General features: G+C 48.9%; 14 protein-coding genes. 8 read left to right on the top strand and 6 right to left on the bottom strand.

All coding sequences use genetic code 11. The features are described from left to right. Positions 1–11: 11 nt before the first annotated feature. Together ACMXI2_RS14675 and ACMXI2_RS14670 are read right to left on the bottom strand one after the other, a co-directional pair. Entirely contained in the window at positions 12–689 is a 678-nt protein-coding gene (locus tag ACMXI2_RS14675) for a hypothetical protein (protein WP_483782312.1), read from the bottom strand. Positions 690–691: 2 nt separating this feature from the next. After that, entirely contained in the window at positions 692–2,152 is a 1,461-nt protein-coding gene (locus ACMXI2_RS14670; protein WP_483782311.1) for a patatin-like phospholipase family protein, read from the bottom strand. 135 nt (positions 2,153–2,287) lie between these two features. On the opposite strand from ACMXI2_RS14670, the gene ACMXI2_RS14665 reads away from it, so the two are divergent. Beyond that, positions 2,288–3,310, top strand: a complete 1,023-nt coding sequence (locus ACMXI2_RS14665) for a DUF3500 domain-containing protein (RefSeq protein WP_483782310.1) — start codon at positions 2,288–2,290, stop codon at positions 3,308–3,310. 221 nt (positions 3,311–3,531) lie between these two features. Here ACMXI2_RS14665 and ACMXI2_RS14660 read toward each other — a convergent pair whose 3' ends face one another. Then, positions 3,532–5,067 (bottom strand): sulfatase family protein, encoded by a 1,536-nt coding sequence (locus ACMXI2_RS14660; RefSeq protein WP_483782309.1) that lies wholly within the window; start codon positions 5,065–5,067, stop codon positions 3,532–3,534. A 152-nt stretch (positions 5,068–5,219) separates the two neighbouring features. Next, positions 5,220–5,768 (bottom strand): AAA family ATPase, encoded by a 549-nt coding sequence (locus ACMXI2_RS14655; RefSeq protein WP_483782308.1) that lies wholly within the window; start codon positions 5,766–5,768, stop codon positions 5,220–5,222. Positions 5,769–5,877: 109 nt separating this feature from the next. Between ACMXI2_RS14655 and ACMXI2_RS14650 the strand changes: the two genes are divergently transcribed. Beyond that, positions 5,878–7,203 carry a sensor histidine kinase gene (locus ACMXI2_RS14650; protein ID WP_483782307.1) on the top strand — a complete coding sequence of 442 codons (1,326 nt, stop codon included), beginning with the start codon at positions 5,878–5,880 and terminating at the stop codon, positions 7,201–7,203. A 4-nt stretch (positions 7,204–7,207) separates the two neighbouring features. On the opposite strand, the gene ACMXI2_RS14645 is transcribed toward ACMXI2_RS14650, so the two are convergent. Further along, positions 7,208–7,561 carry a winged helix-turn-helix transcriptional regulator gene (locus tag ACMXI2_RS14645; protein WP_483782306.1) on the bottom strand — a complete coding sequence of 118 codons (354 nt, stop codon included), beginning with the start codon at positions 7,559–7,561 and terminating at the stop codon, positions 7,208–7,210. 132 nt (positions 7,562–7,693) lie between these two features. Here ACMXI2_RS14645 and ACMXI2_RS14640 point away from each other — a divergent pair, with 132 nt between their 5' ends. Both ACMXI2_RS14640 and ACMXI2_RS14635 read left to right on the top strand, forming a co-directional pair. After that, a complete protein-coding gene (locus ACMXI2_RS14640; protein ID WP_483782305.1) occupies positions 7,694–8,587 on the top strand; it encodes an NAD(P)-dependent oxidoreductase in 894 nt (297 codons plus the stop codon). Positions 8,588–8,687: 100 nt separating this feature from the next. Next, positions 8,688–9,818, top strand: a complete 1,131-nt coding sequence (locus ACMXI2_RS14635; protein ID WP_483782304.1) for an FG-GAP-like repeat-containing protein — start codon at positions 8,688–8,690, stop codon at positions 9,816–9,818. Positions 9,819–9,875: 57 nt separating this feature from the next. On the opposite strand, the gene ACMXI2_RS14630 is transcribed toward ACMXI2_RS14635, so the two are convergent. Continuing rightward, the gene (locus ACMXI2_RS14630) at positions 9,876–10,100 is read right to left on the bottom strand and encodes a hypothetical protein (RefSeq protein ID WP_079472339.1); all 225 of its coding nucleotides are present in this window, start codon (positions 10,098–10,100) and stop codon (positions 9,876–9,878) included. 123 nt (positions 10,101–10,223) lie between these two features. Between ACMXI2_RS14630 and ACMXI2_RS14625 the strand changes: the two genes are divergently transcribed. The 4 genes from ACMXI2_RS14625 (at position 10,224) to ACMXI2_RS14610 (ending at position 13,970) form a co-directional block, all read left to right on the top strand. Next, positions 10,224–10,703, top strand: a complete 480-nt coding sequence (locus tag ACMXI2_RS14625; RefSeq protein WP_483782303.1) for an inorganic diphosphatase — start codon at positions 10,224–10,226, stop codon at positions 10,701–10,703. A 16-nt stretch (positions 10,704–10,719) separates the two neighbouring features. Continuing rightward, entirely contained in the window at positions 10,720–10,914 is a 195-nt protein-coding gene (locus ACMXI2_RS14620) for a hypothetical protein (protein WP_483782302.1), read from the top strand. Between the two features lie 111 nt (positions 10,915–11,025). After that, positions 11,026–13,260, top strand: coding sequence for an ATP-binding response regulator (locus tag ACMXI2_RS14615; RefSeq protein WP_483782301.1), 2,235 nt, complete (start codon positions 11,026–11,028; stop codon positions 13,258–13,260). Positions 13,261–13,454: 194 nt separating this feature from the next. Beyond that, positions 13,455–13,970 (top strand): response regulator, encoded by a 516-nt coding sequence (locus ACMXI2_RS14610; RefSeq protein WP_483782300.1) that lies wholly within the window; start codon positions 13,455–13,457, stop codon positions 13,968–13,970. The last annotated feature ends 4 nt before the right edge of the window (positions 13,971–13,974 follow it).

Below are 13,974 nucleotides of genomic sequence, written 5' to 3'. Positions count from 1 at the left end.
AATAACACCCGTTATACTACGGGAGCTGCATCTTCGGGGGCTTTGCGCCTGCCTGCTATTACCTCCGCTATAACAAATACGATCCCTTCTCCCACAAGGATCAACAGGTAATGCAGCGACCGCGTTTCATATTTCCCCGACACCCAGAAAAACAACAACGCGGAAAAGGCGCATACGATACCGGTTAGTAAAAGAAGCCATTTGGCAAACACCATTTGCTGATATGCCTTGTGTACTTCAGGCGTGGAGGGCGTTACATCCGGTTTTATTTTATTCAGCAAATAGCCGTTTTCCATTGCATCAAACAACCAGGCAATGAGCTGGAGCCATGCCAGGCATTCAAAGAATATTTCGCCGGCAGGCGTCATTTTATTGGCTACCTGTGTGCACAGCAGGAAGATACTTCCATAAAGGGCCGGCATAAAAAGGAAATCGACCCACAATTGTCCGCGGAGTGCAGCAAGCGTGCGTGATTGCTGCGGCGCCGGCAATGCATAGATGCCTTTGATCAGCTCCGGAATTTCTTTGGAAGAAGCCGGAAACTGCAGATCGATGATGCTGAATTTGCGCACCACTACATCCAGGAGATAAAAGTGCCGTGCCTGCCGGAGCATAATAAAAGCGGTGAGCAGCAACAGGGCTGCAGAAAAACATAACCAACACCAGGCATTTGCAATAACAGGTTCCATATTTATTTTTTGAGTTGGATTTGAAGATCTGTGCGGTCGTTTTTATAGGTATCCCAGTCGAAGTTTCTTAGAAATTCACAGGCAGCTTTGGCGCCGAGTACGAACATGTCTATTTTATCTTTATCGGACAGGAAGAAGTTCAGCCAGTTGTACTGGTCGGACGACATATCCACTTTCCCCACCCCGCGCTGATACACTTCATTTTTAAGCAGGAAATCTTTATCGTAGTAGTTACGGATGGTATTAAACATGCGTCCGAAATACCCGGTGAGCGACCAGCTGAAGGCATTCTCCTGTTTGTCCGCCGGCTTGCTGTCGTCCAGGTCAATCCCAAATGATGGTAGTCTCGGTACCGTTACATTGGCATTGAAAAAAATACTGATCGGGAAATTGGACAGGATACCGCCATCTACAAAGCGGGCAGTGGAAGGCGGCTGTGTGATGCCGAAAAACTTTTTCCACGCGTCTTTGATCCGGATATCGTCTGCCGGAATATCATTGATCATATAAGATTCAAAGAAGAGGGGGATGGACATCGACGCGCGGATGAATCCTGCGGGAGAGAGGGTATCCACATCGGTGCGGAACAGGGAACACATGGCCGGGAACTGGATCTTATTCTGGGTAACCAGTTCGGAGGCAATAAAGGTGACGTCTCCTTTCAGTTCTTCCAGCCCGCTTTGATTGGGCACCCGCAATTGCAGCGCCGGGCAGATGGCAGCTTTTCTATTCAGATCGCTCACCGTGGTCACCTGGTTTTCCCGCAGCAGCCGTTTGATCCAGTCATAAAAAACATCTCCCGGATTTATTCCGTATCCTGAATTCTTCAACCGTTTAAAGAGGTCGATCACATAGGAAATACCGATGCCAAGCACCAGCGATAAAAATCCGCTGAGGATAAAACAGATACCGGTGCATACGTACAGCGTGGGGTATTTGTTGCTTAGTCCCACCAGCACTACATCTCCGGCTATCAGCAATGCAAATGCCGCCAGTACCACTAACAGTTTGTTTTTGGCTTTATCAATATAGTTTTTCCGGGTAATAAAATTTTTGATCAGTGTGCGTGCTGCAGGATGTCCATCTACCAGCGAAAAAAAATCCAGGTCGCAGATGGCCTGCAGTACTTCCGCGGATTTTTTATCGGACTTATTTTTAATCACCGTGATCAGGGCCGTATTGATGGCTCCCGCGCTGGTACCGGCCAACCGGAGGAACCGGATACCCATTTCTTCCAGGATATAAGTATATCCTACGAGGGCAATACCAAATACGCCACCACCTTTCTGTACCAGGTTTACATATTGATGCCCTTCGGCATCGAGTACGTCAGATACGATCAGAGGTTTGCCACCACTGGCGGCAGGATCAAAGGTTTCCTTTAAACTCTCCAGCTCCTCTATCACTACGCGGTTGTGAATAAAGTCGGATACGGTTAATTTAACAGGGTTTTTCGCCGGCATAATGTTATGTATAAGGGGTATCCTTCTAAATTAATCATTTTTTTGATTTTTTCATCCGGGGATAAGGTTGCAGAATCGTTGCTGATCGATTATATTTATCTGTTATTATTTTCCACGTTATTCAAATTGCTGCTTATGCACCGGTCGTTCCTGTTATTCATTATTAGTTGTTGCGCATTCACCGGGCTTCTCCGGGCACAGGAGATGCCGGAGAAAGCCAATCAGTTTATCCGGTTGCTGAGTAAAGCGCAGCAGGCGCAAACATTGTATCCTTTTGATACCGGGGAACGCTATCATTTTGCTTATGTGCCCCGTGACGACCGGAAGGGTATCTCTGTAAATGAGCTGAACCCCGCGCAGCGCAAAGCGCTCATGGCTTTGTTGAGCACCGCATTAAGCGAAGCTACCGTGAAGAAGGTGAATGATATTATGCAGCTGGACCTGGTGCTGAAACAACTGGAGCACCGGGAAGAAAACGATCACTACCGCGATCCCGGCAAATACTTCCTGACCATTTTTGGGGTACCTGCCGCCAATACTATCTGGGGCTGGCGGTTTGAAGGGCATCATGTGGCATTTAATTTTTCGGCAGATAAAAAAGAACTGGTAGCGGGCACCCCGGCTTTCCTGGGCGCTAATCCTGCTATTGTGCTGGAAGGACCGCAAAAAGATAAAGAGGTATTGAGAGAAGAAACAACGCTGGCCTTTGATCTCCTGCATGCCTTATCCCCGGAGGAGTTACAGAAGGCGCTGGTAACCACTAAGGCGCCGGCGGAAATCATTACAGGCAACAGCCGTAACGCGATGATTGCACATCCGGAAGGTATCCGTTTTAAAGAGCTGAGCGCCGCGCATCAGCAGCTGTTACTGGGGCTTATTAATGTGTATGTACATCGTTTTACCAAATTGTTTGCCGATAAAATGCTGAAGGATATTCAGAAAGATGGGTTGGATAATTTATGGTTTACATGGGCGGGAAGTACGGTACATGCGTTGGGAAACCCTTGCTACTACCGTATTCAGGGACCGGGCCTCATTATTGAATACGATAACACACAGAATAACGCCAACCACATTCACACCATCGTGCGGGATATGAAAAACGATTTTGGCGGGGACCTCCTGTTGGAACATTATCGTGCCAGCCATGCGAAGTAATGCAGCGGATTTTGTCTTTCCCGCTGATTACGCTGATTATACTGATTTGCTTGATTTTACTTTTGGGATTTTATAAAGGATTTAAAATGATTTTGGGAGATATAAGCGAAAATATCCGCTTATATCTCCCAAAATCATTTTAAATCCAAAGTGATCAAATCCCTAAATCAGTATAATCAGCGTAATCAGTGAGAAAGACAAAATCCGCAGTAAGCCCCTATCTACCTTGTGGCTTGTGGCTTGTGGCGGATCGCGTCCAGTTCTGCTGCCAGGGCCTGGGTTTTGTCGGGGTATTGTGTGGCCACGTTGTGCTGTTCGTTGGCATCGTTAGCCAGGTGGTAGAGTTGTGGCGCTGTATCGTTGCCCAGCTCAATATTTACATCCAGGTCGATTTTTGCGCCTTTTGAGGGCGATATATATTTCCAGTCGCCTGAAATAATGGCGAGGGCGCCGGCATGCGTAACCAAATAGGGGCGGTTTTGACGGGATTTGCCCAGCAGCTGTTGCAGCATATCAAAGCTGTCAGGCGCTTCATCGGGCTGTATGGTTTGGCCGGTTAACCGGGCAAAGGAAGCAAAGAGGTCCAGTTGACTGATAAGTGTGTTGGAAGTTTGTTTTGCTTTGATCCCGGCAGGCCATTTAACGATGAAAGGCACCCTGGCGCCGGCTTCAAAGGCGCTGTATTTGCCGCCTCTCAAAGGTCCTGCGGGATGGTGGTTGCCGGCCAGCTCTGCTGCCTGATCCAGGTATCCGTCGTTTAGTACGGGGCCGTTGTCGCTGGAAAAAATGATCAGGGTATTTTGGGTCAGCCCCAGGCTGTCCAGTGCTTTTACAATTTCACCTACGGTCCAGTCGAGCTGCAATATTGCGTCTCCTCTCAGGCCCATGCCGCTTTTGCCGCGGAACAAACTATTGGGGTAACGGGGTACATGGATATCGCCGCTGGCGAAATAGAGAAAGAACGGCTGCTGTTTATTTTTGCCGATAAAGTCAATGGCTTTGCGGGTAATGATCCCGGCAATGTTTTCATCTTTCCAGCGGGCGCTGTTGCCGCCGCTCATCCAGCCGATCCTGCTGATGCTGTCCACGATGGTTTGGTTATGTCCCTGGCGGGGATCGGGGTGCATGCGCAGCTTTTCCGGGTTTTCCAGCCCGGTAGGATCGTTACCGGTTTTATGTTTGTAGTTTACTTCGATAGGATCATTAGGATCCGCATTTACTACGTGGTGGTCTTCCACAAACACACAGGGCACGCGGTCGAGGGTGGCGGGCATAATAAAGGAATAGGTAAATCCTGCTTCCAGCGGACCTGGGCTGATGGATTTGTTCCAATCGATCCTGGCGCCGTCGCCAAGACCCAGGTGCCACTTGCCAATAACGGCGGTCTGGTAACCGGCATCTTTCAGCATGCCCGGAAGGGTGCGGTGATCCGTAGGAAGGATCAGCGAAGCATCGCCGGGTGCGATACCTGTATTTCTTTGCCGCCACGGATATTTGCCCGTTAAGATCCCGAAACGGGAAGGGGTACATGTAGCAGAAGTTGCATAAGCATTGCTGAACCGGACGCCTTGCTGCGCCAGCCGGTCGATATGCGGTGTCCGGATCTTCTTCATGCCGTAACAGCTCAGGTCTCCATATCCAAGATCATCTGCATAAATAATAACGATGTTGGGTTTTTGCTGCGCAGATACTGTTAGCGTGAGTAAACCGCATAACAATCCGGTGCTGATTTTTTGAATGAAACTCGTTTTTGTCATCAGGATAATTGTTCACCATTTAGCCCCCGATAGCGGAGGGCGGATAAATATAGTTTTTTCCCGTGGGAAGCCGGGCTGTTTTGTTTACTTTTTTGACCGGCTGTATTAACCAGCATCCAGATTTTTCAAGGGGTTGGCGCCAACGGCGCAGATCACCTGGAAACTGACAGTATAAATGCCACCCGTTCCGCCACGGTGGCTTCAGGCAGCTTTACCAGCCTGTATCCCAGCCGGCTGTAGACTTTTATCATGCTTTCATAAGTTTGCACGGCTTCTTCAAAAGACTGTTTACGTTCTTTATCGTGTTCATAAATGGCCATCCACGGCGGGGCGAGGAACACAGTTGGATTAAACCGGTATAAGGCGGCGGCGCGCTCCATTTCTTCCGGAACGGGCAGCCCGCATAGTTCAAGATACCCGATGGTATCGGCGATACCCCGGTCGAAAAATACGGGGCGGTTGATTGCCGGCTGCTCCAGGTAATCCTGCAGCGACTGCTCAAACATCAGCCGGGCAAATGCCTGCCGGTTGGCCCAGGGCAGCGCCTGTTCGCCGGCAGCTACCTGCTGCCGGATAATTTCCCGGCCCGTTTCCGGAACGGTGATATGTCCCTGTTCGCGCAGCGCCGCTATGATAGCGGTTTTGCCCATGCCGGGCCCACCCGTGACAATAAAAAAGTGATCTCTTACTTTTTTGTTCATCTTAATAAATTAAAAAAATAAATAATTGGGAAAAGGTGTGTGAAGAAGGGACGTCCGGTTAAAAAAAATATCCTGCTGACAAACGTTATAAAGTATCTTTGCGGTATCTATGCTGCAGGGAGTCAAGCAATTTCTATACCGTTCAGCCGAATATCACTGGAACAACATTGTGAATGTTGGTGTGCATCCTGCTATGCCTTATATAGAATCCAGGCGCACAAAGTTATTGAATTTGCTCTCATTGCCCTGTATTCCCTTTATGTTTTTCTATTGTATTTTAAATACGATTCAGGGCAGGTACATATTAGCGGCGCTGAATGCCATTACTACCACCACTTCGGTACTGGTACTGATACTCCATAAAAACCGGATGTACCTTAGCGCAAGGATAGTGCTTATTTGCATCAGCATTGTGATCTATACTTTCACCGGTGTTTACTTTCATAACGGGGCGGAATACTTCTTACTGAACATCCTTTTTATCGTGATCCTGATTTACGACAACAAGTGGATAGTGGGCAGCATGAGTGTGTTGGTGATCGCAGCTTTTATGCTGATCGTATTTATGCCGCGGTCGTGGTACCTGGCGCCGCCGGTGCCGGCGGAAAGGGTGTGGTGGAACGTGGCGATTGCGTTATCGTTTGTAGTGGTGGCGCTTAGCTTTTTTAAGTATATCCAGTCGGATTACCAGCGGGAAATTGAGCAGCAGCGACAGGCATTAGTGTCGATGAACAAGGATAAGGAAAAGCTATTTTCTATAGTGGCGCATGATATCCGCAGCCCGCTGGCCACGCTGGAAAGCCTGCTGGACATGTTCCGGAAAGGTCAATATCCCCGTGATGATATGGAGGAAGCGGCGGATGTGCTGCACAAAAAAGTGGCGCAGCTGGGTGTTACGCTCGATAATGTATTGCGTTGGAGCACCCGCAGCATGAAAGGCATTCAAACCCGGCCCCGGCATTTTTTACTGGCGCCGGTGGTAACGGAAGTGCTTCATTTCTTTGAACTGATCATACAGCAAAAGCAGATTACGGTAGAATTGCAGATACCTGTATCCACGGCTTTGTATGCGGACCGCGACCAGGTGTCGGTGATCCTCCGCAACCTTTTCAGTAATGCGCTGAAGTTTAGTTATACCGGCGGGCAGATTGAAGTAAAAGCGCAGATAACAGATGAAGTGGTGATCACTATTACGGATCACGGCATGGGCATGTCGCCGCAGCAGCTCAGTACCCTGTTCACTTCCCACCAGCATCCGGAATATGGTACAGATGGTGAGCGGGGCACGGGACTCGGGCTATTGCTTTGCCGGGAATTTGCAGAACAGAATGGCGGCGTGATTAAAGTAACGAGTGCGCGCGAAAGGGGTACCAGCTTTACCCTGCTTTTTGTAAAAGGCGATTTTTCCCCGGAAGACGAGGCGGCTTTCAATTAGTATATTATTGCAGGGCTTCCTGCATGCGTATCACATGGTCACGGTTAGTAAGTCCCCATTGATCAATGGCGGCCACCACCGGCAGTATACTTTCCCCGGTGGCCGTGAGGTAATATTCCACTTTCAGGGGGGCGCCTGGAAAGATCTTTTTACATACCATTCCATATTCCTCCAGTTCGCGTAGCTGCATATTGATTACCCTCGGAGCAGCGCTACTGATGGCGGTGTGCAGCTCACTGGGCCTGCGGACACCTTTGCTGATACTGTCCAGTATACAGGCTTTCCATTTGCCGCTCAGCACCTTCATGCTCACATTAATACCGCATTCCAGGTCTTCAGGTATTTTTCTCTCGTACATATACAGGTAATTATTCTACAATTTTAAAGAATTATTGGCGGACAGGGAATAAAGATTCCCGCAGGGAATAATTTTTCCCTTATTTTTTCTCTGCGCCGTTCTGTGGAAGTTTGTGTCATAAAATTTGAATGTATGACACAAACGATTAACAAAGAAAACGCGGTTACCGTTATCGGCTTAGGCGCTATGGGTATTACGCTGGCGCAGCTTTTACTGGCGGCAGGATATAAAGTAACTGTATGGAACCGCAGCCCGGAAAAAGCAGCGGCGCTTATTGCTAAGGGAGCGGTGCTGGCGCCGGATGCCGCACCGGCCATTGCTGCAAGCCCGGTTACCATTATCTGCGTATACAACCAGGCCGCCACACTGGCAATACTCGATACACCCGCAGTAAGAAACGTCCTCTCCGGCCGTACTTTATTACAGCTCACTACTATCAGTCCGGCGGAAGCCCGCTTTACCGCCGCCTGGGCAAAGGATAACGGCGCCGCCTATATGAATGGCGCCATCCAGGCCGCCCCGTCACAAATGGGCCGTCCGGATACGCCTCTCCTGGTTTCAGGAGAGGAAGCCACCTACACGCTGCTCACGCCCGTGCTACAGGTATTTGGTGGCGGCATCTCTTACCTGGGCGCGGCTGTTGGCGCTGCCCCTACAATGGACCTGGCCACGCTGTCGTATATCTACGGATCGGTGATCGGCTTCCTGCACGGGGCAGGGATCAGCGAGTCAGAGGGCCTGGGGGTAGATCAGTACGCCGCTATTGTAGCTGGCATTACGCCCACGTTTGGCGACTTCCTCCAACACGAGGGCAATATGATTCATACCAATAACTTCCAGGTAACGGAGAGTCCCATGCGTATTTCCATAGAAGCTACCGCACGGCTCGAAGCAACGGCCCGTGAAGCCGGTATCAATGCAGCTTTTCCTGCCTTTGCTTCGGCGCTGTTTAAGAAAGCGGCGGCTGCGGGTTATGAAGATGAAGAGGTGGCGGCACTGATCAAAGTGATGCGCGATCCTGCCTGAGCTGCCAAACGTAGGATATTTCCTGACGCATCAGGACACTACAGGATAGTTTATTACAGGTATTCATTATCTTGTTCTGCTCCACGTTTAACTGTTCAATATGAAAAAATTCCTTGTTCCTGTTGCGGGATTATTTTTACTTACTGCAGTGGCCTCCGCTCAACCTGCTAAAGGCCCGGCGCCACTGAAATTTGAAATGCGGCAGATCGCTGCCGAAAGTTATGAATCCGTGGCAGTGATGGATGTAAACAATGATAAGATCCCCGACCTGGTATCCGGCGCTTTCTGGTATGAAGGACCGGCGTATTTTAAGCGTCATTACATTGGCCCGGTGAAACAGTTTGGCGAGTACTGGGATGACTTCTCCACGATTCCGTTTGATGTAAACGGCGACGGCCGCATGGATTACTTGACCGGCGGCTGGTTTGGAAAAACACTGGTGTGGAAGGAGAACCCGGGGAACGACAAGGAATGGATAGAACACGTAATCGCCACTCCCGGCAATATTGAAACCACCCGCGCCTGGGACCTTGATGGCGACGGCATACCGGAAATTATTCCCAACACGCCCAACGATCCGCTGGTGGTATATCATCATACCAAAGGCGCATTTACAGCGCATACAGTACTGGACCGTAAATCGGGGCATGGCCTGGGCAGCGGGGATATTAACGGCGACGGCCGTACGGATCTCGTAGTGCCGGAAGGATGGGTAGAAGCGCCGGCATCGCCCTACAGCGCCGCCTGGACTTTCCACCCGGAGTTTAATCTCGGTACAGCCAGCGTGCCGGTAATAGTGGCCGATGTAAACAAAGATGGATTGCCCGACCTCATTGTGGGCCAGGGGCATGATTATGGGCTCGACTGGTACGAGCAAAAGAAAGATACCAAATCAAACAGGCGGTTATGGATCAAACATGCTATTGACCCTTTCAATTCGCAATACCATACCATGTTGTGGGAAGATATAGATGGAGATAATGAGCCGGAGCTGATAACCGGCAAGCGTTACCGCGCACACAACGACCATGATCCGGGTTCTGATGATCCCTGCGGTATCTATTATTTTAAATGGAACGGCGCTTCTTTCACCAAACAGGTGATCAGCTATGGATCAAAAGGAGCGGGGTTATATTTTGTGACCCATGATCTTACCGGGTCCGGCAGAAAAGATGTGATTGTAGCCGGCAAAGATGGATTGTTTGTCTTTTATAACAAGGGATCTTTATAAAAATACTGCCTGCAGGATAAGCAGGCAGTATACTGTGAAAAAAAATGTTCCTGCGGATCAGGAATTATTCTTCGCCAGCCAGTTCTCAATGGCGGCTCCTATATTAGCGGTGAGAGTAGTTTCATTATCCTTGCCCTGCTCAAACCAGTGGTTGGCTCCTTCGTTGTCCTGCTTTTTTTCCAGGTAAATTGTTTTCTCAGGAAGACGGACGATGAACACATCTTCGTCGCGGCGCGTAACCCCTGTTTCGTGGTTGTCGAGTTGTATGCTGAAGGTATTCATGGCTACAAAGTTTATCATTTACGGTACAATCATTATGCCTTATGTGGGCCGGTTGGTCCTTTTTTTGTTTCTTCGCAGCTGAGTCCTCTTTATCCTTTTTAACAAGACCAACAAAATGTGCGTATGATCATTAAAGAGTTACCTGTTGTTATTGAAACTCCGAGAGGGAGTGGTGAAAAATACGATTTCGACCCTGTATCCCGGTTTTTTGTACTCAGTAAGCTATTACCCGCCGGTATGGTGTTCCCTTATGATTTTGGTTTTATCCTTGGAACCAAGGGGGCAGATGGAGATCCGCTGGATGTGATGGTGATCTCCGAATTTAAAGGCTTTCCCGGCTGCCTGATCAAATGCCGTTTGCTGGGCGCTATCAAAGCAGAACAAAAGGAAAGGGATGGTACGGTAATCCGGAACGACCGGTACATAGCAGTGCCGGTGTTATCAAAATTATATAAGGGAGTGGATGCCGTGTCGGCGCAAACCATCCGCGAAATAGAACATTTCTTTATTACCTATAATGAGCAGGAAGGAAAACAGTTTACTCCACTCGGATATATAGAAGCAGCTCCTGCTTACGAACAAATAAAATTTCCTGAAAAATAAATGTCGCGGTTGACCTGTGGAGACACGGCGATTCGACACGATTATTGTAATTATAACGGGAGCAGTGCTGGCCAGGGTAATTGCAGGCGCCTCCCCGTTTGGAAGTACTGTAGCCGCCGCCGCTGTAATGGTAGCTATTAACAGGAACCTGGCCTGGATCTCTTTGAAAGGCAATACGATCAACCGCCTGATAAAAGAATGCGCGGAATAAATGATAGTTGTGCATTTTATTACACGGTTTTATAGTTGATTGTGGAATTTTAATGGCATCACCATAGCAAGGATCAACCAACATATATTTTAGGATTATATATTTTGTACAATGATAAATGCCCCGACAAAGGCAACTTTAAGTGAACCGGCTACGGCGTCTGGTAGGTTTCCCCCCGGTGGAGGTGAAACAGGTGAACTGATCCGTTCTTTTAACTGGAGCGCTACTCCCTTAGGGAGAGCAGACCAGTGGTCGCAAAGTTTAAAGACCTGTATACAGATTTTACTTTCATCCGCGCAGCCCATGCTCCTGTGCTGGGGCAATGAAAATATCTTTATATATAATGATGCCTGCCGGGAATTACTTGGTCATCAGCATCCTTTGTCGATGGGGCAACCGGCAGCAACGGTATGGCCCGCCTTATGGTCTGCCCCTGAAGCGGCTGTAATAACTCCGCAGCTGCGGCTGATGCAGCCGGATGGCAGCTGCTACCAGTTTAACGGCATGCCTGTAAAGGATGATACCGGTGACAGCGGCATCCTGTTCACCGGAGCTTCCCTGTATAACGGGAAAGCACCTACGTTTGTTAAAACAGATCTTAGTAATTTCACCAGAACATTGCTGGAGCAACTGGACCCGGTGATCCGGGAAGCAGGACTAACCCTCGTTATTAACCTGGGGATTGTTTCGGAAGATGTTTATATAGACAGGGACATCTGGGAACAGATCCTGTTATCATTGCTTACTAATGCGCTTAGCTATACGTTGCAGGGCGGCGTGGCGGTAAGACTTAGCCAGGAAAACAACCAGGTAATACTTTCAATAGCAGATACCGGTATCGGCATCACACCCGGACTGTTGTCTGAAATCAATGCTGCATTGCAGGGGCCGCCCCGAAGCCTTGATGGCCTCACTGTTGCAAATGAAGGTATCCTCCTGCATGGCGGCGGGCTGCAGATCAGCAGCATCCCCGGAGAAGGAAGTATTTTTACCATCTCCATTCCGGCAGGCCACGCACACTTACCTGCCGCGGAAGTAGTTCACAATGCTGTTCCGGTACATAAGGCTTATCATGGTTATCTGCCGCACATAACTTCAGCTATCCGGATGTGCCGGGAAAAACTCCGGCAGCAACATGCAGGGGTACATTATCAACTACTGGAGGCGCTGCCTGCCGCTATCGTGGAATTTTCAGATGATGCCATTATCAGTAAAACGCTGGATGGTATAGTTACCAGCTGGAACCCGGGCGCAGAAAGGTTGTTCGGGTATACGGCGGAAGAAATGAAAGGAGAAGCTATCACCCGCATCATCCCGGCCGACAGGCTGGATGAGGAACCCCGGATCATTGAGCAGCTCAAGGCCGGCAACAGGGTAGATCATTTTGAAACAAAGCGTGTCACCAAAGACGGGCAGCTGCTGGACATCTCCCTGACTATCTCCCCGGTAAAAGATCTCTACGGAAATGTAATAGGCGCTTCCAAAATAGCCCGGGACATTACGCAACAAAAGAAATTATTCCAGGCGCTCCAGGAAAGCGAATCCCAATATATGCAGCTGGCTGTCAAACTGGAGGCAATAGTGGAACAGCGAACCAAAGAACTGGTGGAGGCGAATTTCTATCTCGAAAAATCAAACCGTGAACTGGAACAGTTTGCCTATGTAACCAGCCACGATTTACAGGAACCTCTGCGAAAGATCCACACATTTGCAGGCATGCTGTTTAATGTGAACAAAGACATCCTTTCCGAAACATCCCGGATGTACATTGAAAAAATAATGCAAAGCGCCAAGCGGATGTCGCTCCTGATCAGTGAACTGCTGGATTATTCCCGGCTGGTACACGTAAAAGATCCGTTTGTGGAAACGGACCTCAACGAAATCCTGAAAAATGTACTGACAGATTTTGAGGTGATAATCAGTCAGCACGACGTAACCATTACCGCAAAAGAACTACCCCGTCTTACCGTAAGCCCCCTGCAGATGAACCAGCTGTTTTATAACCTCATCGGTAACGCGATTAAGTTTTTGTCGCCCGGAAGAAAACCGCAGATCCGTATTTACGCGGAGCAGCTTAGCGCCGCGGACCTGGCCGTATTCCCGGACCTGGAAAAGGGCAGGGACTACTGCGCCATCACGGTGACGGACAATGGTATCGGGTTTGACCAGGTATATGCCAATAAGATCTTCCAGATCTTTCAACGGTTAAACGACCGTGCTGTTTATGAAGGAACGGGAATAGGACTGGCCCTGTGTAATAAGATCGTATTAAACCATAAAGGAGGAATTTATGCGACAGGCATACCGGATAAGGGCGCTGTTTTTAGAGTGATCCTACCGGCGTAAGGGGTGTATACCCAATCTGTTGTGTTTTTGTTAATTGTGTTTGTTTTTTGAAGAAAGGCGGATTATTGCAGGCCGGTGATTTTTTCGGGAACATTTCCTGCTGTACTTTTGCAACAGTTACAACTTTTCTTTTTCCTCTTTGTTTTCATAGTACGAATTGTTACCAATTTATCCTGCCATTAAACTGCCCTGCAATGAGAGAGAAATTAATCAGCTTACTAATTGATCCGGACCGCGACCGGCGTAACCAGTTCTATCTGGCACTGGACCTCCTGAACGTGAGCAAAGCCTGCATTTCGCAGGATAACACCAGTAAAGCGCTGGACTATTTTAAGAAGCACCCCGACCTCGTCCCGGACTACATTTTTTTAGACAGCCTGTTACCTTCAGATGAAACGCCCCAGTTTCTGCGCGAGCTAAGAAAGATCAAACGTTTGAAACAGGTACCGGTTATCTGGTATGCCGCTTCTTTTGAACCCGATCAGCAACAAGCCATCCGCGAAGCAGGATTTGCAGCAGGCTTAGCCAAGCAGAGCGATCTGTATAAGCTCAAAGGAAATCTTAAAGTACTCTTCCAGAGCGAACTGCAGGAAAATGTGATACCGGACGAAGCTTCTGCTGCCACCCGCTTTAAGATGAAGATGAAGGAAATGTTACTGCAAACCCAGTCATTACTGGAGGCGCCGGAACACCTGCTTACCCATTCCTGATTTA

Source organism: Chitinophaga sp. G7 BAM 1005, from assembly GCF_057126945.1.
The sequence above is the reverse complement of the archived record's forward strand: the minus strand, read 5'-3'. Positions and strand labels throughout refer to the sequence as shown.

What these genes read in the sequence shown, in the direction of transcription:
- ACMXI2_RS14675 (WP_483782312.1), bottom strand. Translation starts at nt 689, where the DNA reads ATGGAACCTGTTATTGCAAATGCCTGGTGTTGGTTATGTTTTTCTGCA.
- ACMXI2_RS14670 (WP_483782311.1), bottom strand. Translation starts at nt 2,152, where the DNA reads ATGCCGGCGAAAAACCCTGTTAAATTAACCGTATCCGACTTTATTCAC.
- ACMXI2_RS14665 (WP_483782310.1), top strand. Translation starts at nt 2,288, where the DNA reads ATGCACCGGTCGTTCCTGTTATTCATTATTAGTTGTTGCGCATTCACC.
- ACMXI2_RS14660 (WP_483782309.1), bottom strand. Translation starts at nt 5,067, where the DNA reads ATGACAAAAACGAGTTTCATTCAAAAAATCAGCACCGGATTGTTATGC.
- ACMXI2_RS14655 (WP_483782308.1), bottom strand. Translation starts at nt 5,768, where the DNA reads ATGAACAAAAAAGTAAGAGATCACTTTTTTATTGTCACGGGTGGGCCC.
- ACMXI2_RS14650 (WP_483782307.1), top strand. Translation starts at nt 5,878, where the DNA reads ATGCTGCAGGGAGTCAAGCAATTTCTATACCGTTCAGCCGAATATCAC.
- ACMXI2_RS14645 (WP_483782306.1), bottom strand. Translation starts at nt 7,561, where the DNA reads ATGTACGAGAGAAAAATACCTGAAGACCTGGAATGCGGTATTAATGTG.
- ACMXI2_RS14640 (WP_483782305.1), top strand. Translation starts at nt 7,694, where the DNA reads ATGACACAAACGATTAACAAAGAAAACGCGGTTACCGTTATCGGCTTA.
- ACMXI2_RS14635 (WP_483782304.1), top strand. Translation starts at nt 8,688, where the DNA reads ATGAAAAAATTCCTTGTTCCTGTTGCGGGATTATTTTTACTTACTGCA.
- ACMXI2_RS14630 (WP_079472339.1), bottom strand. Translation starts at nt 10,100, where the DNA reads ATGAATACCTTCAGCATACAACTCGACAACCACGAAACAGGGGTTACG.
- ACMXI2_RS14625 (WP_483782303.1), top strand. Translation starts at nt 10,224, where the DNA reads ATGATCATTAAAGAGTTACCTGTTGTTATTGAAACTCCGAGAGGGAGT.
- ACMXI2_RS14615 (WP_483782301.1), top strand. Translation starts at nt 11,026, where the DNA reads ATGATAAATGCCCCGACAAAGGCAACTTTAAGTGAACCGGCTACGGCG.
- ACMXI2_RS14610 (WP_483782300.1), top strand. Translation starts at nt 13,455, where the DNA reads ATGAGAGAGAAATTAATCAGCTTACTAATTGATCCGGACCGCGACCGG.